At 36.4% G+C, this 20,597-nt stretch carries 24 protein-coding genes; 17 read left to right on the forward strand and 7 right to left on the reverse strand.

Annotation, left to right across the window (positions count from 1 at the left end; all coding sequences use genetic code 11):
• Nucleotides 1–132 precede the first annotated feature (132 nt).
• The 3 genes from COJ96_RS06570 to COJ96_RS06580 all read left to right on the forward strand — a co-directional run bounded on the left by COJ96_RS06570 (nucleotide 133) and on the right by COJ96_RS06580 (nucleotide 2,414).
• Entirely contained in the window at nucleotides 133–480 is a 348-nt protein-coding gene (locus tag COJ96_RS06570; RefSeq protein WP_098572159.1) for a YlbF/YmcA family competence regulator, read from the forward strand.
• A 122-nt stretch (nucleotides 481–602) separates the two neighbouring features.
• Nucleotides 603–1,472, forward strand: coding sequence for a Cof-type HAD-IIB family hydrolase (locus COJ96_RS06575; RefSeq protein WP_098572160.1), 870 nt, complete (start codon nucleotides 603–605; stop codon nucleotides 1,470–1,472).
• 150 nt (nucleotides 1,473–1,622) lie between these two features.
• Nucleotides 1,623–2,414, forward strand: coding sequence for an enoyl-CoA hydratase (locus COJ96_RS06580; protein WP_098572161.1), 792 nt, complete (start codon nucleotides 1,623–1,625; stop codon nucleotides 2,412–2,414).
• Between the two features lie 66 nt (nucleotides 2,415–2,480).
• Here COJ96_RS06580 and COJ96_RS06585 read toward each other — a convergent pair whose 3' ends face one another.
• Nucleotides 2,481–2,666, reverse strand: a complete 186-nt coding sequence (locus COJ96_RS06585; protein WP_098572162.1) for a YhzD family protein — start codon at nucleotides 2,664–2,666, stop codon at nucleotides 2,481–2,483.
• Nucleotides 2,667–2,794: 128 nt separating this feature from the next.
• On the opposite strand from COJ96_RS06585, the gene COJ96_RS06590 reads away from it, so the two are divergent.
• The 6 genes from COJ96_RS06590 to COJ96_RS06615 all read left to right on the forward strand — a co-directional run bounded on the left by COJ96_RS06590 (nucleotide 2,795) and on the right by COJ96_RS06615 (nucleotide 10,854).
• Nucleotides 2,795–3,694, forward strand: coding sequence for an ABC transporter ATP-binding protein (locus COJ96_RS06590; RefSeq protein WP_098572163.1), 900 nt, complete (start codon nucleotides 2,795–2,797; stop codon nucleotides 3,692–3,694).
• Complete coding sequence (locus tag COJ96_RS06595; RefSeq protein ID WP_098572164.1) at nucleotides 3,687–4,940, forward strand: ABC transporter permease; 1,254 nt, start codon at nucleotides 3,687–3,689, stop codon at nucleotides 4,938–4,940. The genes COJ96_RS06590 and COJ96_RS06595 overlap by 8 nt, the downstream gene beginning before the upstream one ends.
• Nucleotides 4,941–5,318: 378 nt before the next feature.
• Nucleotides 5,319–6,539, forward strand: coding sequence for a metallophosphoesterase family protein (locus COJ96_RS06600; protein WP_098572165.1), 1,221 nt, complete (start codon nucleotides 5,319–5,321; stop codon nucleotides 6,537–6,539).
• A gap of 18 nt (nucleotides 6,540–6,557) precedes the next feature.
• The gene (locus tag COJ96_RS06605) at nucleotides 6,558–9,563 is read left to right on the forward strand and encodes an ATP-binding protein (RefSeq protein WP_098572166.1); all 3,006 of its coding nucleotides are present in this window, start codon (nucleotides 6,558–6,560) and stop codon (nucleotides 9,561–9,563) included.
• A gap of 51 nt (nucleotides 9,564–9,614) precedes the next feature.
• Nucleotides 9,615–10,559: a 3'-5' exoribonuclease YhaM gene (gene yhaM, locus COJ96_RS06610; protein WP_098572167.1), complete on the forward strand. Its 945-nt coding sequence runs from the start codon at nucleotides 9,615–9,617 to the stop codon at nucleotides 10,557–10,559.
• A gap of 106 nt (nucleotides 10,560–10,665) precedes the next feature.
• On the forward strand, nucleotides 10,666–10,854 hold the full coding sequence (locus COJ96_RS06615; protein WP_098572168.1) for a sporulation YhaL family protein: 189 nt from the start codon (nucleotides 10,666–10,668) through the stop codon (nucleotides 10,852–10,854).
• Between the two features lie 42 nt (nucleotides 10,855–10,896).
• Here COJ96_RS06615 and COJ96_RS06620 read toward each other — a convergent pair whose 3' ends face one another.
• A complete protein-coding gene (locus tag COJ96_RS06620; RefSeq protein WP_098572169.1) occupies nucleotides 10,897–11,769 on the reverse strand; it encodes a peptidylprolyl isomerase in 873 nt (290 codons plus the stop codon).
• Nucleotides 11,770–11,978: 209 nt separating this feature from the next.
• Here COJ96_RS06620 and COJ96_RS06625 point away from each other — a divergent pair, with 209 nt between their 5' ends.
• Together COJ96_RS06625 and COJ96_RS06630 are read left to right on the forward strand one after the other, a co-directional pair.
• Nucleotides 11,979–12,062, forward strand: coding sequence for a YjcZ family sporulation protein (locus COJ96_RS06625; protein ID WP_142332969.1), 84 nt, complete (start codon nucleotides 11,979–11,981; stop codon nucleotides 12,060–12,062).
• A 37-nt stretch (nucleotides 12,063–12,099) separates the two neighbouring features.
• On the forward strand, nucleotides 12,100–12,192 hold the full coding sequence (locus COJ96_RS06630) for a YjcZ family sporulation protein (RefSeq protein ID WP_066251949.1): 93 nt from the start codon (nucleotides 12,100–12,102) through the stop codon (nucleotides 12,190–12,192).
• Between the two features lie 84 nt (nucleotides 12,193–12,276).
• Here the strand turns inward: COJ96_RS06630 and COJ96_RS06635 are convergent, their stop codons facing one another.
• Nucleotides 12,277–12,456 (reverse strand): hypothetical protein, encoded by a 180-nt coding sequence (locus COJ96_RS06635; RefSeq protein ID WP_098572171.1) that lies wholly within the window; start codon nucleotides 12,454–12,456, stop codon nucleotides 12,277–12,279.
• A gap of 235 nt (nucleotides 12,457–12,691) precedes the next feature.
• Between COJ96_RS06635 and COJ96_RS06640 the strand changes: the two genes are divergently transcribed.
• Complete coding sequence (locus COJ96_RS06640) at nucleotides 12,692–13,027, forward strand: DUF1878 family protein (protein ID WP_098572172.1); 336 nt, start codon at nucleotides 12,692–12,694, stop codon at nucleotides 13,025–13,027.
• 6 nt (nucleotides 13,028–13,033) lie between these two features.
• Here the strand turns inward: COJ96_RS06640 and COJ96_RS06645 are convergent, their stop codons facing one another.
• Nucleotides 13,034–13,609 carry an HTH-type transcriptional regulator Hpr gene (locus COJ96_RS06645; protein WP_098572173.1) on the reverse strand — a complete coding sequence of 192 codons (576 nt, stop codon included), beginning with the start codon at nucleotides 13,607–13,609 and terminating at the stop codon, nucleotides 13,034–13,036.
• Between the two features lie 292 nt (nucleotides 13,610–13,901).
• Between COJ96_RS06645 and yhzF the strand changes: the two genes are divergently transcribed.
• The gene (gene yhzF, locus COJ96_RS06650) at nucleotides 13,902–14,093 is read left to right on the forward strand and encodes a membrane protein YhzF (protein ID WP_098572174.1); all 192 of its coding nucleotides are present in this window, start codon (nucleotides 13,902–13,904) and stop codon (nucleotides 14,091–14,093) included.
• A gap of 56 nt (nucleotides 14,094–14,149) precedes the next feature.
• Here yhzF and COJ96_RS06655 read toward each other — a convergent pair whose 3' ends face one another.
• Nucleotides 14,150–14,677, reverse strand: a complete 528-nt coding sequence (locus COJ96_RS06655) for a tryptophan transporter (RefSeq protein ID WP_098572175.1) — start codon at nucleotides 14,675–14,677, stop codon at nucleotides 14,150–14,152.
• Nucleotides 14,678–14,826: 149 nt separating this feature from the next.
• On the reverse strand, nucleotides 14,827–15,246 hold the full coding sequence (locus tag COJ96_RS06660; RefSeq protein WP_098572176.1) for an HIT family protein: 420 nt from the start codon (nucleotides 15,244–15,246) through the stop codon (nucleotides 14,827–14,829).
• Between the two features lie 593 nt (nucleotides 15,247–15,839).
• On the opposite strand from COJ96_RS06660, the gene COJ96_RS06665 reads away from it, so the two are divergent.
• The 3 genes from COJ96_RS06665 to COJ96_RS06675 all read left to right on the forward strand — a co-directional run bounded on the left by COJ96_RS06665 (nucleotide 15,840) and on the right by COJ96_RS06675 (nucleotide 18,607).
• Nucleotides 15,840–16,580 carry an ABC transporter ATP-binding protein gene (locus COJ96_RS06665; protein ID WP_098572177.1) on the forward strand — a complete coding sequence of 247 codons (741 nt, stop codon included), beginning with the start codon at nucleotides 15,840–15,842 and terminating at the stop codon, nucleotides 16,578–16,580.
• Complete coding sequence (locus COJ96_RS06670) at nucleotides 16,573–17,784, forward strand: ABC transporter permease (RefSeq protein WP_098572178.1); 1,212 nt, start codon at nucleotides 16,573–16,575, stop codon at nucleotides 17,782–17,784. The genes COJ96_RS06665 and COJ96_RS06670 overlap by 8 nt, the downstream gene beginning before the upstream one ends.
• A gap of 97 nt (nucleotides 17,785–17,881) precedes the next feature.
• Nucleotides 17,882–18,607 (forward strand): EcsC family protein, encoded by a 726-nt coding sequence (locus tag COJ96_RS06675; RefSeq protein ID WP_098572204.1) that lies wholly within the window; start codon nucleotides 17,882–17,884, stop codon nucleotides 18,605–18,607.
• Nucleotides 18,608–18,622: 15 nt separating this feature from the next.
• Here the strand turns inward: COJ96_RS06675 and COJ96_RS06680 are convergent, their stop codons facing one another.
• Entirely contained in the window at nucleotides 18,623–19,801 is a 1,179-nt protein-coding gene (locus COJ96_RS06680; RefSeq protein WP_098572179.1) for a M20 family metallopeptidase, read from the reverse strand.
• Between the two features lie 147 nt (nucleotides 19,802–19,948).
• Between COJ96_RS06680 and COJ96_RS06685 the strand changes: the two genes are divergently transcribed.
• Nucleotides 19,949–20,584, forward strand: coding sequence for a phosphatase PAP2 family protein (locus tag COJ96_RS06685; protein WP_098572180.1), 636 nt, complete (start codon nucleotides 19,949–19,951; stop codon nucleotides 20,582–20,584).
• Nucleotides 20,585–20,597: the final 13 nt, after the last annotated feature.

Genomic DNA, 20,597 nt, shown 5'->3' on the forward strand with positions numbered 1-20,597 from the left:
ATGGGCATTAGTTGATATAGTAATGTATGTAACACTATTCGAGATGGTGATTTTAACATTCTCGCATTTTGGTGAATAGTTTGTTATAGTTGATTCGGATTGAAAAGCGTGAATAAAAAGGAGTGGATACCAATGGCAGTTAATCTATATGATTCCGCCTATGCGTTAGAAACAGCTATTCGTCAAAGTGATGAATACACACAACTACAGCAAGCTTATAAAGAAGTGAACGCAGACCCAGCTGCAAAACAAATGTTTGATCAGTTTCGCAAAATCCAATTAGACTTGCAACAGAAACAGATGATGGGGCAGAATATCTCTGAACAAGAAATTGCGCAAGCACAATCAACTGTAGGACTAGTACAGCAAAATGAAAAAATTGCTAGGTTAATGCAAGCAGAACAACGGATGAGCATGGTTATTGGCGAGTTAAACAAAGTAATTATGAAGCCTCTTGAAGACCTATACGGAAAAATGTAAATTGAAATACGAGCCTACGGTATTAACCGAAGGCTTTTTCTTTTTTAGCTCTGTTCTACAAATGCCTAAAAAATCATAAAAGTGTTATAAAGGCTATTTCACCAAGAACAGGGGGCAACGGAATGATTTATCGCTTGCTTGCTTTAAATATTGATGGCACACTTCTTCAAACAAACGGAAAAATCCATAAATCCACAAAAGAGGCTATTGAATATGTTCAGCAAAAGGGTATTTATGTCACGCTTGTCACATCGCGGAGCTTTCCTTCCACAAGAAAAGTAGCCAAAGCATTAAAAATAAAATCACCTCTCATTACCCATCAAGGTGCATTTATTGCAAGTTCTGAGGACAAACCAATCTATGTGAAAAGGATTGGTGAACAAATTACCTATGATACAGTCAGCTTTTTAGAGGCGCTGCCGTGTCAAATTCGTCTTGTCCACGAACAATTTTCATTAGCGAATAAATTAAAATTGAATAATAATTTGTTGGCAAAAACTGTTTTTACCTCAGGGGATCCTGTTTTTTATTCGCAGCAATTCGTGTCGTCACTAACAGAGTATCTACATGACCAGCCAGTGAGCCCTCCGAAGATAGAAGTTTATTTTGAAGAAGAAAGTGACCTTCAGGATGCGAAAAAAGCACTTCAAAAAATGTATACTGAGATTGAATTAATTCAACTAGATGCTTTACGTTTGGATATTGTCCCAACCGGTGTTTCAAAATTATCGGGTTTATCATACCTTGCAAGCCAATTAGGGATTCAAAGAAAAGAAATCGTCTATATTGGAGATGGGATTGATGATATTCCATTGCTTGAAGCTGCAGGCCTTGGTGTATCGATGTGGAATGCCGATTTTGAAGTGAAGAAAGCATCAGATTGGGTGACACGGTCACAGAACGAACAAGGTGTTGCCTATATGGTAAAAGAACACTTTAGAAAACAACAGCCAATTGAGTTTTTAAGAAGGATGAATATTATTAAAAAATAGCCCAAAAAAGATATCAACGGTGAATGGCCGTTGATGTCTTTTTTTGAATTAATGGGATAGAAAATTCACTATTTTTAAAAAACTTACCTATATTTATGTCCTCAATTCCATTTATAATGGAATTGATTGAATTGGAGGGAGGGTTTTCTCGTGTCGTTAAACTTTATAACAAATAAGGTGAATGTAAAAGTTACAGGGCGTGTGGCGACAATAGAAATGAACAGACCTGAGTCATTAAATGCCATGGATACAGAAATGATTAGGGGGTTAGTATGTAAACTGAAGGAAATTAGCGAGTCGGATGAAATTGATATTGTCGTTCTAACGGGAAAAGGAAGAGGCTTTTCAGCAGGGGGCGATATTAAAACCATGTTTTCAAACTCGAGCGAAAGTGATTTCTATCCTGTAATGGACAGTATTAGTGAACTAATTGTTACTCTTTATAGCATGCCTAAACTTACTATAAGTGCTGTTACAGGTCCAGCTGCCGGCTTGGGGTTTAGCCTTGCGCTAGCAACTGACCATATTATTTCTGATAAAAATAGTAAGCTAGCAATGAATTTTATCGGGATTGGTCTGATTCCAGATGGCGGTGCTCATTTCTTCTTAGAGAAAAAGTTAGGAGAGACGAAAGCGAAACAACTAATCTGGGACGGGAAAATGATGGATGCTGATGAAGCGTTAAAGTTAGGATTAATTGAAGAAGTAGCGGCAGTCAATCTTCAGGAGACATTAGATGCTAGAATTTCAGATTGGTTACGGAGACCCGTTCAGGCGATGATTAAAACGAAAAAGATTTTAGCTGATATGAATCGTCCTTACTTATTAAAAATCTTAGAATTAGAAAAACATTCACAGCAAAAAATGCGAGAAACCATTGATCACCAAGAAGGAATAAGGGCATTTATCGAAAAAAGACCACCCAGATTTATTGGTAAATAAACAAAGAAGCCCGCGGCTTCTTTGCTTTTTTTTGATATCCTTTTCCTATTTATAGCGCCTTCATTATTAAGAATGAAAGAGTAATAGCTTACCGCTTGGTGAGGAGCATCGATGTGTACGTTCTAATAAGTTTTTCTCTGCTAACAATTTTTGGCCTAATTCTTTTGCCGCATCATCATGTTCAGCCTGGAAGGATTCATCTAAAATTTTTTCCCCATTGCTTTCAAAAGATGTTAATTTATACGTTTTCATATCAACAACCCCTTAAAAGAATCATGTTATTTATTTATTTATTTTCACATAATTACTAAAATTGCGCAAAAATTAAATGAAACCAAAATTTGTTAAATTCGTATGAAAGAGGGAGAGGAGTGTGTGAAATGGTTCTGAAACTTGAACATGTCAGGAAACGATTCGGGAATTTTACAGCTGTGAATGACTTGTCTTTAGTGATTCCTGAAAAAGAAATGTTTGGCTTTTTAGGGGCTAATGGTGCAGGGAAAACAACGACCTTCCGAATGATTTTAGGGTTACTGGACACTAGCGGTGGTAAGATTACTTGGGACGGGAAACCGATTGACTATTCCACCAGTCATTTGGTTGGCTATCTTCCTGAAGAAAGAGGTTTGTATCCTAAATTAAAGGTTCGTGACCAAATCGTTTATTTAGCCAGATTAAGAGGAATGCAAAAATCTCAGGCACTTTCGGAATTAAAATCATGGCTTGATCGATTCAAAATTCCTGAATATGAAAATAAAAAAGTTGAGGAGCTTTCCAAAGGTAATCAACAGAAAATACAATTCATTGCTGCCGTCGTCCATAAACCTAAATTACTAATTTTGGATGAGCCATTTAGCGGTCTTGACCCAGTAAATGTGGAAATGCTAAAGGAGGCTGTGCTATCTCTGAAAGAGGATGGGGCGACTATCGTTTTCTCAAGCCATAGAATGGAACATGTCGAGGAAATGTGTGAACATCTTTGTATCTTGCACAAAGGAAGCCCAGTCGTCCATGGTTCATTAAAAGAAATCAAGCGTTCCTTTGGGAAAAAGAACCTTGTTATCCATGCCGATTTTCCATTAGATTTCTTGAAAAATTATCCTGGAGTCGTAAGGTCAAAACCAACTATGGAAGGAATTCACCTGCAAATTGAAGGAGAGTACATAGCTGAAAAAATACTTAAGGAAATTGTCAGCCAAGGGTTTATCCGGAAGTTTGCCCTGGAAGAACCATCATTAAATGATATTTTTATAGAAAAAGTAGGTGATTCATATGAATAGTTTTTGGATTATTTTGTTCCACACCTATATTAATAAATTAAAAACAAAATCCTTCATCATCACAACCCTTTTAACAATCGTTATTGTCTTGGTCTTAACCAACCTAACTAATATCATTGCTATCTTCGATAAAAATGATGGGAAAGAAAATGTGGCTGTGCTTGATGAAACAGGTCAACTTTTTGATCCATTCAATAAACAAGTTAGGGCAATTAATAAAGATATTAACTTGACAATTTTCCAGGGCAGTGAAGCAGAGGCAGAAAAAGCAGTTGAAAAAGGAACTTACCAAGGAATTGTTCTTCTTGGTTTAAATGATGAAAGACTTCCGATAGCTACTTATAAGGCCAAGAGTATTGCTGATTCATCCCTGTTTACTGATCTTCAAACGAGTCTTCAGCAAGTAAAAACCATGCTGGCGGCTTCACAAATTCAATTGACTCCTGTTCAGCTCGAAAAGCTCTATGAACCAGTGTCTTTTAAGAAAATTGCTCTTGAGAAGAATGCAAAAACGGAAGAGGAACTGAATCAGGCACGCGGTCTGGTTTATGTCTTGCTCTTTATCATCTATTTTTCAGTAATAATGTACGCTAATATGATTGCGATGGAAGTAGCAACAGAAAAGTCGTCTAGAGTGATGGAAATTTTAATTTCAAGTGTTTCTCCAATTAAACAGATGTTTGCAAAAATAATTGGAATCGGTTTATTAAGTCTGACACAGCTCGCTGTATTTCTGTCCGTAGGTTATTTCTCTCTAAAACAAAATATGGAATCCTTAAAAGAAGGATTTTTCGGTGTTTATGGTTTTGATAATATCCCTTTGGGAACGATTATTTATTCGGTTGTTTTCTTTATTCTAGGCTATTTTCTTTATGCCACACTTGCCGCATTTCTCGGCTCTCTTGTCAGCAGAATTGAAGATGTTCAACAAATGATTACACCAATGACTATGCTTGTTGTCGCTGGGTTTATGATTGCTATGTTTGGCTTAGGAAAGCCGGATGCTCCGTTCATAACGGTGACCTCTTTCATCCCGTTCTTTACACCAATGATTATGTTTCTGCGGGTAGGAATGTTGACCATTCCAGTCTGGGAAGCAATTGCAGGAATTGCTATCTTAGTCGCAACGATTGTTTTCTTAGCTATATTTGGCGCTCGAGTATATCGGGGTGGTGTTTTAATGTATGGACAATCCAATTCCTTTAAAGATATAAAAAAAGCATTACAGCTGACAAAGAACGAATAAGGCAGGAAAAGACGGTGTCCCAAAAGTATAACTTTTAGGGGCACCCCTTTTTTTATCGTTTTTATATTTGTCTGTTGATTTGCCCCCTGTTGATTGGAGTGGAGGGCACCGACTCCTGCGGGATAGAGAGGTCACGGGAGACCCCGCAGGCGCCAAAGCGCCGAGGAGGCTCCAGGACCTCCCCGCGGAAAGCGAGTGCCCGGAGCGGAAATCAACAGGTCCATTAGCAGAAACAATCAATTAACTATACCCCCTCCTCGACAATCTTAGTATTTACCAAGCGGTAAATGCTTTTTTTTTCAATAAATAACTGACAAGAACGTGCATTCGTATTTCTGCGGTGCTACAATGAAGAAAAGAAGTGGAAAGGAATGTCTTATGAAAAGAATATCATTCATTCATGCAGCGGACCTGCACTTGGACAGCCCGATGGTCGGATTAAAGTACTTGCCACAAGACATCTTTACCCGAGTTAAAGAGAGCACCTTTGCGGCTTTAAAAAAGGTTACGGAGGCTGCAATTCTTCATCAGGTCGACTTTGTGATTCTAGCAGGCGATTTATTCGACGGTGAAGATCGCAGCCTGCGGGCACAGTCTCGGTTTCGGACAGAGATGCTTAAGTTGGCAGAAAACGGGATTCAAGTTTATGTCATCCACGGCAATCACGACCATTTAAATGGATCATGGGTACATCTTAATATGCCCGCAAATGTTCATGTGTTTAATAGTGAGGTTGAATCAAAAGTTTTACAGACAAAGAATGGTGCGATCGTCCATCTGTATGGTTTCAGTTATCCAACAAGGCATGTCTATGATAGAAAAATAGATGATTATCGGAAGAAAGATGGCGCCGATTTTCATATTGGGATACTTCATGGAAATGAAAGCGGAGGGGCTGAACATGATAACTATGCGCCTTTCTCAGTTAGTGATTTACATAAGAAAGAATTTGATTACTGGGCTTTAGGTCATATTCATAAACGTGCTGTCCTATCAGAATCTCCGCCGATTATTTATCCAGGTAATATTCAAGGCAGGAATAAGAAAGAAACAGGTATGAAAGGTATTTATCTTGTAACATTGACTGATCTTGATAAGAAGATAAATTTTATAGAAACGGCCGATATTATTTGGGAAGAAACAGTAGTAGATGCTTCTGCAGCTGAAAACTTCCTTGATGTATTACAATTATGCCAAACAACCATCAATAGTTTTCGGAGGGAACAAAAAGGAACGTTATTATCACTTTCCTTGAAAAATATTGTACTAGCAGATGAGCGTGAACAAAGAAGCTTGAATGGTGAGCTGTTAGAACTCCTATTAGAGAATGAAAAAGAAGAGGACTCCTTTGTATGGATTGTTGACTTAACTGTTATAGAAGGGCAGCAAATAGATAAGGAACAGTTGAAAAGAGACGCAAACTTTTATGCTGAACTGTTTGAAACAATTGAAAACTACGCGGATATAGATCAAGCCTTAGCACCCTTATTGGAGCATCAATTAGGGAGAAAGTATATCAGTCAGTTATCAACTGCCGATCAAAAAGAGCTAATCAATAAAGCAGAGAAATTGCTGCTCGAGTTACTCTATCAATCATAGAGAAAGGAATGAGGATAGTTGAAAATTCTCGAAATGCATATCTATGGGTTTGGCCAATTAGAGAATGTAGAAATTACCGACCTTCATGATTTTCAAGTTTTCTATGGAGAAAATGAAGCTGGGAAGTCCACAATTATGGCCTTTATCCATGCAATTATTTTTGGCTTCCCTACAAAACAGCAAACAACCGAACTCCGTTACGAGCCAAAATACAGTACTAAATATGGTGGTAAAATCCGAATTTTCCATGAAAAGCATGGCGGTGCTGTAATCGAACGCGTAAAGGGAAAGGCTGCAGGTGATGTAAAGGTCTATATGGACAATGGCAGGATGGGCGGTGAAGAACTTCTTAAGGAATTAATAGCAAACTTTGATAAAAGCCTATTTCAATCTATTTTTTCATTTAATTTGCAGGGGTTACAAAATATTCATCAGATGAAAAGTGAAGAGATTGGCAAATTCTTGTTTTCCGCGGGGACATTAGGGACAGAAAGGTTATCAAAAACAGAAACTGTTCTGCAGAAGGAGCTCGATGCACGATTTAAGCCATCAGGGAAGAAACCCTTATTGAATGAAAGGTTACAGGCACTACATGAAATAAATAAAGAATTGAAAGCAGCAGAATCCAAGAATAGAAATTATACAAACTTAGTAGAAAAGAAAGAAATGCTCGAAAAGGAAATGAAGGCAGTAAACCAATCGTTGCAGGAAATTAAAGAGAAAATAGAAAAACTTAACGAATGGAAAAGAATCGAATCCATTGTCAAAGATGAAAGGCTGACAAAGAAAGAGCTGAATGAATTAGGAGATGTTGAATTCCCTGTACGTGGGATTGAGAGAATCGAAAAGATAAATGAACTCATCCACCCCTATAAGGCTGAGATTAATAGTATTTCCGAAAGAATTGAAAATTTGAGAGAGGAAGCGGAGAGGAGTCAACCCAATCAATCGTTTCTTAAACAGGAGCCTGCTATCTTAGCTTTACTAGATCAAGTTCCTCTCTACGACCAATTAAAGCAGGAAAGACTTCAATATGAAACAAAACTTATAGCCTTTGAAGAAGAGTTGTCGATTACTAGGGAAAAACTTCATTTACATATTGATGAAGAAGAGATCTTAGCTCTAAATACAAATATTTATATGAAAAACCAAGTTGAAGTGGTATCACAGAAAATCCAAAAGCTAAAAGAAGTGAAGGAAGAGTTAGAAAATCAGTATCAGGAAGAAAAAGGCAAATTAGAGGAAATCGAAAAAGAGGTCCGGTCTTTAGAGAGACAGGTTCTTACAAAACAGGAACGGCTGGCACTAGAAGAGAAGGTAAAGTCGAGAAATGATAAAGAGAGCATAGAAAAGGAAATAAGAAACTTAGGTGAAAAAATAGACTTTTATCAACAGTTTAATGAACGTGATAAAGCCGAAGCTGAAAGAGAAGGGAAGCAAAAGAATCTTCAGTATGTACTTTTTGAGGTTATTTTAATTGCCATAACAGTTTATGGGGTGGCTACAAAGCAGTGGTTTTTATTTACGATCGGGATTCTCGGTTGTACATTACTACTCATCCTGATGACAAAAAAGAAGAACCTGCCGAAAGGGGCAGAGCTAAATCAAACATTAAATGAGTTAATAGAAAAGAAAGAACAGTTAGAGCGAAAACTGCAATCAGCCCAATATATTGAAATCTCAAAGCTAGAAGAGCAATTAGCCTTGGATAATCAGAGGAGAGCAGAGCTTCAGATCGTAAAAATCAAGTTGAAACATCAACATTCTCAATATGAAAAGATCATTGCCAAATTTGAACAATGGGAGTTGGAGTCAGCCCAAACAAATGAAAAGCTTGCTTCCATTAGTCGTTCACTAAGAATACCTGAGTATATTGCGGAGGCCTTTTTACTAGAAGCTTACAAACTAATTGAACAGTTTAAGGTGATTAGTAGAGAGAAAAAACAATATCATTTAAGACTTCAACAAATAGAGCAGCAACAGGAAAAAATAGAAAAAGGTTTGAACCATTTTTCAAATCTCTATCTAAATGATAAGGGGCTGGACCTGTATAACGGAGCCTATTTGCTTCGCAATAAATTAAAGGAAGAGCATGCTAAGCAAATCATGAGTCAAGACAGAAATGTGAAACTTAGCGACTTCGAAGCCGATTTAAGGCAAAAAGTACAGGCAGTTAATCATCTCCAAACAGAATTTAATAACCTTATCTCATCAGCAAAAGTAGATACAGAGCAACAATTTTACGAACTTGGTGCAAAAGCAGAAAAACATGGTCAACTGTTAGAAAAACTCAAATCACTGCAGAGTCAACTCCAATACTCAATACTCTCAGATGTAGAGAGAGAAACTTTTCTCCAAATGCGTCAAAGCACAGAATTAGTGGCTGAATGTAATCAGCAGGTTCATAATTGGGAAGCTAAACTAAAGGAACTTCAAGAAGAGCAGGCTTCCATTAAATACGAGATACAAATATTAGAAGAAGGCGGTGTGTATTCAGATATCCTCCATCACTATAAGCAGAAAAAATTTGAATTAGAAGAGGCAGCAAAAGAGTGGTCAGTCTACTGTGTAGCGCAACAGATCCTCTCCAATACGATTGAAAAGTATAAGAACATACATTTACCAAGAATGATTTCAAAAGCGGAAGAATATCTGTTGTTTCTCACAGATGGAAACTACCAAAGAATCCATTTACAAAGTTCTGGTTCAGGCTTCTTAGTTGAGCGAAAGGATCATACCATATTTGAAGCAAATGAACTAAGTCAAGCAACAACCGAACAATTATACGTTGCCATTCGGCTTGCCTTTGCCGTCACAGTATATGAAAAATATCAGTTTCCAATTATTATCGATGATAGTTTTGTTAATTTCGATGCGAAAAGGACGGAAAAGGTGTTAGAACTTCTTAAAGGGATGAAAAGAAATCAACTATTATTTTTTACTTGCCATAAGCATTTGCTGACCTATTTTCAAAGGGAAAATGTTCTTTTTTTAGAAAAAGGTGCTGTTCAGATAATTTCATAGAGTAATATTAGGATATGTTATACTCTTACTAGTAGGAAGGACGTGAAAAAGATGGGTAAAGGAATATTAAAGCATGAAATTGGAGAGCAAGTAGAATTATTTCTACTAATAAAAAATACAACAAAAGGGATTGCCAGCAACGGCAAACCTTTTTTAACACTGATTCTTCAGGATAAAAGCGGGGAAATTGAAGCGAAGCTTTGGGACGTCAATGAAGAGGATGGAAAGAGTTATGCACCACAAAGTATTGTAAAAATAATGGGAGAACTACAAAATTATCGGGGGAAAAGCCAATTGAAGATTCGTCAAATCCGACGAACAGGGCCATCTGACGGCGTAAAGTTGGATGACTTTTTGGAGACAGCCCCAATAAGCCAAGAAGAAATGGCTGGCAAACTCACACAGTACATTTTTGATATGAAAAATCCCAATATCCAAAGAATAACACGCCATTTAATTAAAAAGCATCAGAAGGCTTTTTTAGAGTTTCCTGCCGCAACAAAAAATCATCATGAGTTTGTATCAGGACTTGCCTTTCATGTAGTTAGTATGCTTGATTTGGCTAAATCAATTGCCAGCCTTTATCCGAGTCTTGATAAAGACTTGCTCTATGCAGGGGTTATATTGCACGATATGGGGAAAGTATTAGAACTCTCAGGTCCGATTTCAACGGTATATACCATAGAAGGAAATTTACTTGGGCATATTACGATTATGGTTAACGAAATCGGTAAAGCGGCGGAAGAACTAGGTATTTCTGGTGAAGAAGTACTAATTCTTCAACACCTTGTACTGAGTCATCATGGAAAAGCAGAATGGGGAAGTCCAAAACCACCGATGATTAAAGAAGCAGAAATCCTCCATTATATTGATAATCTTGATGCGAAAATGAATATGCTCGACCGTGCCTTGGAAAGAGTGAAGCCAGGTGAATTTACAGAAAGAATTTTTGCGTTGGAGAATCGTTCCTTTTATAAACCGGTGTTTCATAAGTAAAATAACCTCAACTCGAGGTTATTTTTTTTGTAACAGCTCATAATTTCCTATTATCTGAATATGATTTAGTAAAAGTGGACAACCACTATGAAAGGAGCAAGATAAATTGACTATTCCTATTTGGGTCTATGCAGTTGTGGTTGGGATTGTAATAAGTGCACTAATGGCGATAAAAACGGGGAGAGAAGAGCGGCAATTAGAGATGGAAAACATTGAATTGGAAGGCGAAATCTATATGAAGCGCCTTGAACGAGAGAAAGAAAAACGAGAAGAAATTGGAGCAACAGGAGAATAAAAGAGCGGAAGCGCCTTTATTGGCGTTTCCGCTTTTTTCTGTTTATTGTGCAGCAGCCTCTGTTCCAGTTTGAGGATTAAGCGCATCCTTTAAGTCCTTGTCGCTAACTTTAACATCTGCAGCTTTAAGTTCACGCTGCATCGCTTTATTAATTTCTTCTGTAGTTAATTTTGAAGTTTTTACTTGAGTCTCGATTTCGCTCTTCATTTCAGCAAATGGTTTCTTCTCTTTTTTGTCAGTTACTTGGATGATATGATAGCCAAATTGTGACTTAACTGGACCGCTAATTTCATTTACTTTTAGAGCATATGCTGCTTTTTCAAAGTCAGGATCCATCTTCCCAGTACCAAACCAGCCTAAATCACCGCCGTTTGCCTTAGTACCTTCATCTGTTGAATATTTTTTTGCAACATCTTCAAATTTTTCTCCCTTATCAAGCTTGCTCTTTACTTCTTTTGCTGTTTTTTCATCAGGAACCAGAATGTGACGAGCTTTAATCTCTGGCTGGTACGTATCATAGTAATCCTTTAATTCCTTTTCAGTTACCTTAACGCCTTTTAGAGCAGCTTTTTCCTGCATCATGCCTAACTTCATTGTTTTCTTCAAATCATCTTCGCTTTTATAGCCATATTGTGCAAGGGTAGTTTCAAAATTTGCACCTAGATCTGTTTTCAATTGATCAATTTTTGCATTTAATTCCTTATCTGTTACCTTGTATTTCTTAGAAAGAACTTTTTCATATACTAGTTGCTGAAGGGCCTGATCACCATATTTATCCTTCATTGTATTATAGAGTTCTTCTTGTGTAACGTTACCCACTTTGCTCTCTGCCACTGTATCAGAACCACTTTGGTTACATGCACTTAATGCAAGTACTCCACCTGCTAATGTAAGGGCTAATATCAATTTTTTCATGATGAAATCTCTCCTAAACAGTATATTCTTGTCCACAAACTCTACTATAACATAAATGGTAACTACTGCAAAAATAATAACTATGTTTATTTTTTGAAATTTTCCACAAAAGGGTAAATGGAACTTTTCAAAAAAAATTGGGAAGTGCCTAAACGAAATGACCATTCGTTGAATAGTATATCCTAGAAAATGAAAAAGGAGGTATTACGATGAGCCATGGATATGGAGCGGGCTTTGCTCTAATTGTAGTACTTTTCATACTATTAATTATTGTTGGAGCTTCTTGGTTTTAAAAAACACAATTAGTCATTAATGAATGGAGGTAAATATATGTCTGGTGGAGCAGGTTACGGTGGAGGATTTGCTTTAGTGGTAGTTCTATTCATCTTATTAATCATCATCGGAGCTTCTTGGGTTTATTAATAAAGTTACAAACTAAAAGCGATGAGAAATACTCTCATCGCTTCTATGTGTTAATATCCTTTTTCGCTTGGCGTTCTAATTGGATTATGTATATAAAATTTCTATGTATGATGATATCAGAAGAATCGTAATGAGGATATTAATGGTACGAAATACCTTATGTTGGTTTTCTTCAGGAATTTCCTTTTGCATACAAAGTGAATTGGTCATTTTATTTACATAAAACAAGATGAAAATAGCGAAGACAATAAAAATGGAGATCATCAATGATTCCCTCCCTGATGTTCGTGTTATGTTTAATACAATATCAAAAATTACAAAAAAAAGATAGTCATAAAGAATGGAAGAGTTTGTGCTTCTAAAGGGTATCAGGAACCTAATTTATTTTGAAGGAAATCCAAAAATATTCCGTGTTTTAAGTAAAAATGGTTTACCCCATCTTTTAAAAGGTTAATAATAAATATATAAAATGTAAAAGTTCTGAAAAGAGGCCTAATGGATGACTGAAAATGAATTGATGGACAAAATAAACCTTCTTGAATATCATCAAAAGCTATTACTAAAGTTACTCAACAATCCAAAGCTCGAATTATATAAACTTATAATTGAAAACGGAATAACAGAACAGGAAACAGGACAATTTTTTTCTTTATGTGAGAAAATGAACTTAAAATTAGAAGAACAAAAAGCGGAAGGGTACGTAAACTTCCATCCGCTTTTTCATGAATTATCATTATCATTACCGTCAACCCTAAAGATAAAAGACGTTATCCATGCCTGTTTAAAACAACAGATTTGCCTGTCCCTTTTTCAAGAGTTGGAAAAATACTTATAAGACTGATTAAACCAACTCTTGCTCAGGATTTTGTAATTTTTTTAGCTTTCCATCTTCTTCAACGAAGCGGCTTTCAATATTATGAAAAGACCGCTCGAAGATTTCCATAAAATCTTCACCATAAATATTACGGACGATTGCCATCATTTCAACAATCTCTGGAAACTTTCCGTATAATTCACGAAGGGGCAAAGCACCAGAAAAAACAGCATTGCCATTTGGCTCATATGTTTCCATTAGTTGGTGTAAGATATTTTCTCCAGCTTCAGTAAGTTGGATATACGTATTGCGTTTATCATTTTCCTTTTTGGAAAACTGTAGCAAACCTCGTTCTTCTAACTTTTTCGAAAAATTAAATGCTGTTGAAACGTGCATGACCCCAAACTTAGCCACATCCGAAATGGAAGCACCGTTTAAGTGATAGGCAATCCATAAAATGTGATGTTCGTTAATATTTAAATCAAAAGGCTTAATCCATTGCTGCCAGTCTTTCTCAATCGCTTTCCACAAGGCTTTACTTAGTTGAGCAACTCTTTGAGTAAAAATCATCGCTTCCTTCATTGAATATTGTTTCTCAGTCATCCCCATTTTCACCTACTTTTATATTTCTCTATTTTCATTATGCCAATAAAATAAAAATTAATAAAGAAAAAATTCACAAATTTTTAAAAAATTAGAACAATAACCTATTGAAATTTTTTAAAAAGTGAAATTGATTCTACTAAATAATAAAAACTTTTAGAAAATTGAATTTAAAAAAACTTGTGGATCTCCCTAATTACATTTAGTCCTGCTCATACGAATGGACGGGTAAACATATAAATAGTTACAACGTTTAGTCGAACTTTTGAAACAAAATAGGGGGACAAGGAAGATGAAAATTGCTGCCATTATTTTTTTTATCTTTAGTGCTATCCTTTTATTGGGTGCTATTAAATATTTAATCGAACTAACAAGACCAGGTGTTTATCCACCTAAACAAATTTTAAGAAAAAAAGTTGCTGCTTTATGTGGAGGTGGAGGGATTTTTCTATTAATTGCTGTATTAATCTCTAAACTTATATAGAGGTATATTAAGAAAAGAACCCCGCTGGGTTCTTTTCTTAATAAGGATCCCGTCGATTATTTTTGAATGACGGAAGGTGTTGTTAATTTAGTTCGCTTCACTATGGACAGGGCTACAGGATACAAAATAATCATAATAACGGTATTTAGTGCGATAGCCGGCAGAACTCCTGCAGCAAATAGTGCAGTGAATGACGCTGGTAAACCCACTAGAAAGAATGCTGCTGTTAAAAAGATTGTCCCTGAAACAAGAGTTCCAATGGCAGTTAAAACGCCAACACTAACAATCGAATTTCGGTATTTTTTTAAAGCTAAAAATAAACCAAGGAAAACTAAAGCAGTAATTGGTTTATCAATGATATTTGGAATTTGTCCGCCAGGAAAACCTGTAGTTAAAGCTGACAATACTCCAGTTACAATAGCCAAAAGCATAACACTCTTTAACTCAGGAATAAGAATAATTCCTAAAAACATCATTGCAAGCATCATGTCAGGTTTAATTCCAAGAAAACTAGGCATTACCGTATGCAAAACAACCCCAATCCCAGCTAATAGTGCTAAAACTACAATGTTCTTCGTATTCATTTCTCTTCTCTCCTCTGCTATACTAATCTATTTTGTTTCTCCTGCAGTGCACTCATTGCCTACAGCGAAAAACCTGCTTTCATTATAACATAATAATTTATTAATAATAAAGATATAATTTTCAGATTATTTAAACCTTATATCTAAGTTTATACTTGTTTACTAATATTCCCGGCCATTTCTTGTAATAAGTCAAAAGAATAATCACTTTGATTACTTTTCCATACTGCTCCAAATCCATCTCCTTTGCCATAACGCGGAATTAAATGCATATGATAATGAAAAACAGATTGTCCTGCATGTTCACCATTATTATTTACAGTATTTAACCCAATTGGATTAAATTCTCTTTTTAAGGCATTAGCAATGGCAGGAACCACTTCAAAAATGTTTCTTGCAATTTCTGGTGTTAATTCAAATATGTTTTCCTTATGTACTTTTGGAATAACCAAAGTATGTCCCTTTGTTACTTGGGTAATATCTAGAAAAGCTAAAACATGTTCATTCTCGAAAACCTTGGCAGAAGGAATTTCTCCATTAACAATTTTACAAAAAATACAATCGCTCATATACACTGTCCCTTCAATATTGTTTGTATTATTTTACCATACAAACGAAAAAAAGAAAAAGGCAGGATCCGCATGGAATCCTGCCCTCTCGAAGGGGAATTGCTTCAAAAGGTACGTTCATTAGGAGTGTTCTTTGATAAACACCTCATTTTTTGTAGAGTGTTTTTATAAAGAAACATTATTGTTCAAGCTGACCATCCCCTATGGTGTTTTTATATGTTTTCCCAACTTATAAAAACAGGTAGCGATCTGCGGTAAACACCTCATTTAATGTTTATTTTTTTAAGATAAACAGTTACTTGGTGTTACTAGAACTCAAAATGGTTACTGTGCACGTTGTACAAAACAACCATCCCCTTATCTGAAACGAATTGGAAGCTCACTTATTTGAAATGTTAATTGTCTTTGACAGACACCTCATCTCAAGTTTTAATGAATCGCTTCATTGAAGTAAGTTGTTTTCCCCTTCGAATATTATGATAACCAATGTAAGAAGTAATATACAAAAAAAATGATAAAAATTTGAAAACTATTTTTATCAACCACAATTTGTTAAAATAAAAAAATAATCGTGCTTAGGAAGGACGTTGCAAATGTCTTTATTATTGATTGAAAATCTGGTTGGGGGATATACCAGAAACCCTGTCCTAAAAGATATTTCTTTTGAAGTAAATGAAAAAGAACTGGTAGGTCTCATTGGTTTAAATGGGGCAGGCAAGAGTACCACAATAAAACACATAATTGGCCTGATGGAGCCGCACAAGGGTGCAGTAAAAATAAAAGGACAAACCTTTACAGAAGATAAAGAAGCCTATCGTAAATTGTTTACGTTTGTTCCGGAAACCCCGGTCTTGTATGAAGAATTGACACTAGAAGAACATATAAGGCTTACAGCGATGGCATACGGCCTAGACGAATCCACCTATAAAGAGCGTGTTAATCCTTTACTGAAAGAATTCCGAATGGAAAAACGTTTAAAGTGGTTTCCTGCCCATTTTTCTAAAGGTATGAAACAAAAAGTAATGATTATGTGTGCCTTTTTAATTCAGCCATCCTTATACATTGTTGATGAACCTTTTGTTGGTCTTGATCCATTAGGGATTCAATCATTGCTTGATTTGATGAAAAAAATGAAAGATAACGGTGCAGGCATCTTAATGTCTACTCACATTCTTGCGACGGCTGAGAAATATTGTGATCGATTTGTAATCTTGCATGAAGGGCAAATTCGAGCGAAAGGGACATTAGAAGAGTTGAGGGAGCAGTTCTCAATGCCTGCTGCTTCTTTAGATGATCTGTATATTCAATTAACAAAGGAAGAAAATTATGTTTGATGATAAAAAGCTTTGGAAGGAACGAGCTAGCGGTCGTGTTAAGGATTTAGGAAGGTATTTGCGCTATATTTTTAATGGACATCTTGTTGTTGTCTTATTGTTCTTAATTGGGACAGCTTCATTTTATTACCAACAGTGGATTGAAAATCTGCCTGCTGGCTTTCCTGTTGAAATAGTGATTGCAGTTGTAATTGGATTTATACTTACCTACAGTCCTGTTTACAATTTTCTACTTGAGGCAGATCAGATATTTATCCTACCACTTGAGGATAAATTAAAAGGGTATTTCCTTCGTTCTGGAATTGCCAGCCTTGTTTTCCAGGGATACTTGCTGCTCATGGTTTTAGCTGTACTAATGCCAATGTATGCACACATAAGCAGTAATGGTTTTCGTTCATTTTTCCCCTTTTTTGTAATTCTGCTCGTTTTAAAAGCATGGAATTTAGCAGCAAGCTGGCGGATTGATTATTTTGTCCAGGCAACAGTCCATCGATGGGACATGATTGTTCGCTATTTTATAAATGCAACTTTTACTTTTTTATTATTTAAACAAGCTAGTCTGTATATGTTGTTAGTCATTGCGGTGGTTTGTGCACTTTATTATCGTACTTTTTATGTTCAGACAAAGAACATGGGGCTAAAATGGGATAGACTAATTAATCAAGAAGAAAAAAGAATGGCTTCATTTTATCGACTTGCTAATATGTTTACTGATGTGCCTAAATTAAGGGATACAGTTAAAAGGAGAAAATGGCTGGATTTATTTCTTAACCGTATGGCATTTTCCCAAAAAAATACATATCTTTATTTGTTTTCGAGAGCTTTTTTACGTTCATCTGATTATCTAGGTCTTTTTCTGCGTTTAACTATCATTGGCGCTCTTGCGATTTATTTTATTTCTTTTGGTATGGGCCAAATCTTGCTCGGAATTTTATTCTTATATTTAACAGGGTTTCAACTCCTGCCGCTTTGGAACCATCATCAAAACAAACTTTGGGTGGATTTATATCCTGTGGAAAAAAGATTTAAAACAGCAGCTTTTTCCTCTTTATTAATGACTATCTTAACGATCCAATCGGTAGTCTATACTCTGCTTATTCTGGTAAAAGGAGAGGTATTAAATTCAATGCTGAATATACTTGCAGGCCTTGTATTTACCTATATGTTTGTTCATATTTACGCAAAAAAACGATTAAATGCATAAACTCTAAAATCCCCTTTTCCATGAAAGGGGATTTTTCTTGAAACTAATGGGCGGAAATTTCGTATATATGCATAAAATTATTGTGGAGGGGTGGCATATGAACGAGTATGAGGTTAAGGTGTATGAAGAGATCGAAGAGTGGAAGCGAAAATTAACTAGACGCTCAGGGATGATGAACCGTATATCGAAAAAAGCTCAAGGAAAAATTAATGAATTAATACCTGATAAAGTTCATGAGGTAATGACAGAAAGTATCAAAGCCATGGTCAAAGCCACATTATTTGGATCACAGATGACAACGAATAAGGACCAGGCGTTAGGGTTAAATTTAGCAGAAAGAGATGAATTGGCCATCAAAAAGATTGCTGCTTTTCAAAAGACAGCGATGATTGAAGGAGCAGGGACAGGGGCAGGTGGAATTTTGCTTGGGCTGGCTGACTTTCCTCTTCTCCTTTCGATTAAGATGAAATTTCTATTTGAAGCAGCCTCCATCTATGGTTTTAATACAAAGGAGTATGCCGAGAGACTATTTATCCTTCATGTTTTTCAACTAGCGTTTTCGAGTGAAGATATTCGTAAGAATACATTAGCAGAAATTGAAAATTGGGAAAAACGCAAAGAGACCCTCGTGGAAATGGATTGGCGCAAATTCCAGCAGGAGTACCGGGACTATATCGACCTTGCAAAAATGCTTCAGCTTGTTCCAGGAATTGGTGCGTTTGTCGGTGCTTATGCCAATAACAACCTTCTCAAGCATCTAGGAGAAACAGCCATGAACGCCTATCGATTAAGGTTACTGCAAAAATCCCCTGACCCAATTTGAGGGCAGGGGATTTTCTTATTTGTTTCCATGGATGTTTATAGCTGCTGCTCCTAATGTTTTAGCAGCAATCAACATTGCTTTTTCATCAATATCAAATTTAGGATGGTGGTGCGGGTAGCCAATATCAGAACTGGTAGGTTTCGCACCGGTAAAGAAGAAAGTACCAGGCACATATTGCAAATAATAAGCAAAATCTTCTCCGCCCATTTGCGGCTCAGTTTCTTCAATGTTTATTACTTCAGATACTTGTTCTGCACATGACGCCAAAAATGCTGTTTCATTTGCATGATTGACTACTGCTGGATAACCCCGCTCATAATTAAAATGATAAGAACTTCCCGTCATAGCACATGTGCCTGAGATAATTCTGTCCATTTCATCTTCAATAAATTGGCGGACGTCATCATTAAAGGTACGAACAGTGCCGATGAGTTGAGCTTTGTCCGCAATAATGTTAAATGCATTTTGAGCTGTGAATGAGCCGACAGTGACAACAGCAGAATCAATCGGATTTACCCTGCGACTGACAATCTGCTGGAGATTTAAGACAAGCTGGGATGCTATAACGATGGCGTCCTGGGTTTTATGTGGCTGGGCACCGTGCCCGCCTTTACCTTGAATATCAATTTCAAATCGATCTGCCGCCGCCATGATGGGTCCGGTTCGATATTGTATCGTACCGGTAGGTTCACTTGCCCATAAATGAGTCCCAAAAATCACATCTACACCCTCTAAGCAGCCATCTTCAATCATTGAAATCGCACCACCTGGGGCATTCTCCTCTGCATGCTGATGGATAAAGACATACGTGCCTTCTAATTCCTCTTTAAAGTCGTTTAATGTTTTTGCGAGGACTAGGAGTGTCGCAGTATGGCCATCATGGCCACAAGCGTGCATTACTCCAGGTACTAAGGATTTATAGGGAACATTCTTCTCGTCCTGAATAGGAAGAGCATCAAAATCTGCTCGTAATGCCACCGTTTTGCCGGGCTTTTTTCCATAAACCTTCGCAACCACTCCATTTCCGCCAACATTACCTTTGACTTCAATTTGGAGTTCTTCATAAAATGATTGAATATACTTTGCGGTGTTATACTCCTGAAAAGATAATTCCGGATGCTGATGTAAATAACGGCGGATAGCAACCATTTCGTCATAGGAACCTTCAAGTGCAGTAAACAGTTTGTTTAACATATCTAATCCCCCAAACATTTCAGAAATGAAGAAAGTATTTTCTAACTATTTTAACACTTTTATATTATAAAGTAGATTTTTATATTCTTTTTAATTATACTTTTACTAGAATTTTTATTAGCTGAGAAAGAAGAAAGGGTTTGGAGGATGGAACGAAAGAACAAGAGAAGTGTTTCCTATTTATTTATTATTTTTGCATTTTTATGGGCAGTATTTACGTGCATGAAGGTTGCAATGAACAGTAATTTTTGGATTGATATAAAAGTTGCCGGGCTAGCTGCACATGTGCCTGAACTTGCCATTCCATTTTTTATTAAAATAACGGCAATGGGTGATAAAATAGGGATAGGAATTGTAGCAATACTAGCGCTTGCCTGGCTATTAATAAAAAAGAGAAATTATGTCGGTGCTGCTGCATTGGCCTTATCAACGGCGATTGGAAATGAAGTTAGTAAGTTATTTAAAGATTTTTTTGAGCGTCCCAGACCAGACCTTGAACATCTTGTCAGTGTAAAAAGTTATAGTTACCCTAGCGGTCATGCTATGGTTGGAATGATTGTATATTTTATAATTGCGTATCTATTAATGGAAGAAGCAAGATCCAAAGCAGGGAAAGTAATCATTGCAGTTATTACTGCCATCTTACTTTTATTGATTGGTGCAAGCCGAATTATTTTACAAGTTCATTATCCATCGGACGTATTGGGCGGCTATGCTTTAGGTTATCTCTGGGTAGTTATCTGGATTCTATTATACAACTACTTTAAAAAAAGGATAAAATAACAAAGAGGCTGGT

The organism is Bacillus sp. AFS073361 (assembly GCF_002567005.1).
Taxonomy (GTDB): domain Bacteria; phylum Bacillota; class Bacilli; order Bacillales; family Cytobacillaceae; genus Neobacillus.

Coding starts and splice junctions, on each gene's coding strand:
- COJ96_RS06570 (WP_098572159.1), top strand. CDS start 133: ATGGCAGTTAATCTATATGATTCCGCCTATGCGTTAGAAACAGCTATT.
- COJ96_RS06575 (WP_098572160.1), top strand. CDS start 603: ATGATTTATCGCTTGCTTGCTTTAAATATTGATGGCACACTTCTTCAA.
- COJ96_RS06585 (WP_098572162.1), bottom strand. CDS start 2,666: ATGAAAACGTATAAATTAACATCTTTTGAAAGCAATGGGGAAAAAATT.
- COJ96_RS06590 (WP_098572163.1), top strand. CDS start 2,795: ATGGTTCTGAAACTTGAACATGTCAGGAAACGATTCGGGAATTTTACA.
- COJ96_RS06595 (WP_098572164.1), top strand. CDS start 3,687: ATGAATAGTTTTTGGATTATTTTGTTCCACACCTATATTAATAAATTA.
- COJ96_RS06600 (WP_098572165.1), top strand. CDS start 5,319: ATGAAAAGAATATCATTCATTCATGCAGCGGACCTGCACTTGGACAGC.
- yhaM (WP_098572167.1), top strand. CDS start 9,615: ATGGGTAAAGGAATATTAAAGCATGAAATTGGAGAGCAAGTAGAATTA.
- COJ96_RS06620 (WP_098572169.1), bottom strand. CDS start 11,769: ATGAAAAAATTGATATTAGCCCTTACATTAGCAGGTGGAGTACTTGCA.
- COJ96_RS06625 (WP_142332969.1), top strand. CDS start 11,979: ATGAGCCATGGATATGGAGCGGGCTTTGCTCTAATTGTAGTACTTTTC.
- COJ96_RS06630 (WP_066251949.1), top strand. CDS start 12,100: ATGTCTGGTGGAGCAGGTTACGGTGGAGGATTTGCTTTAGTGGTAGTT.
- COJ96_RS06635 (WP_098572171.1), bottom strand. CDS start 12,456: ATGATCTCCATTTTTATTGTCTTCGCTATTTTCATCTTGTTTTATGTA.
- COJ96_RS06640 (WP_098572172.1), top strand. CDS start 12,692: ATGACTGAAAATGAATTGATGGACAAAATAAACCTTCTTGAATATCAT.
- COJ96_RS06645 (WP_098572173.1), bottom strand. CDS start 13,609: ATGACTGAGAAACAATATTCAATGAAGGAAGCGATGATTTTTACTCAA.
- yhzF (WP_098572174.1), top strand. CDS start 13,902: ATGAAAATTGCTGCCATTATTTTTTTTATCTTTAGTGCTATCCTTTTA.
- COJ96_RS06655 (WP_098572175.1), bottom strand. CDS start 14,677: ATGAATACGAAGAACATTGTAGTTTTAGCACTATTAGCTGGGATTGGG.
- COJ96_RS06660 (WP_098572176.1), bottom strand. CDS start 15,246: ATGAGCGATTGTATTTTTTGTAAAATTGTTAATGGAGAAATTCCTTCT.
- COJ96_RS06665 (WP_098572177.1), top strand. CDS start 15,840: ATGTCTTTATTATTGATTGAAAATCTGGTTGGGGGATATACCAGAAAC.
- COJ96_RS06670 (WP_098572178.1), top strand. CDS start 16,573: ATGTTTGATGATAAAAAGCTTTGGAAGGAACGAGCTAGCGGTCGTGTT.
- COJ96_RS06675 (WP_098572204.1), top strand. CDS start 17,882: ATGAACGAGTATGAGGTTAAGGTGTATGAAGAGATCGAAGAGTGGAAG.
- COJ96_RS06680 (WP_098572179.1), bottom strand. CDS start 19,801: ATGTTAAACAAACTGTTTACTGCACTTGAAGGTTCCTATGACGAAATG.
- COJ96_RS06685 (WP_098572180.1), top strand. CDS start 19,949: ATGGAACGAAAGAACAAGAGAAGTGTTTCCTATTTATTTATTATTTTT.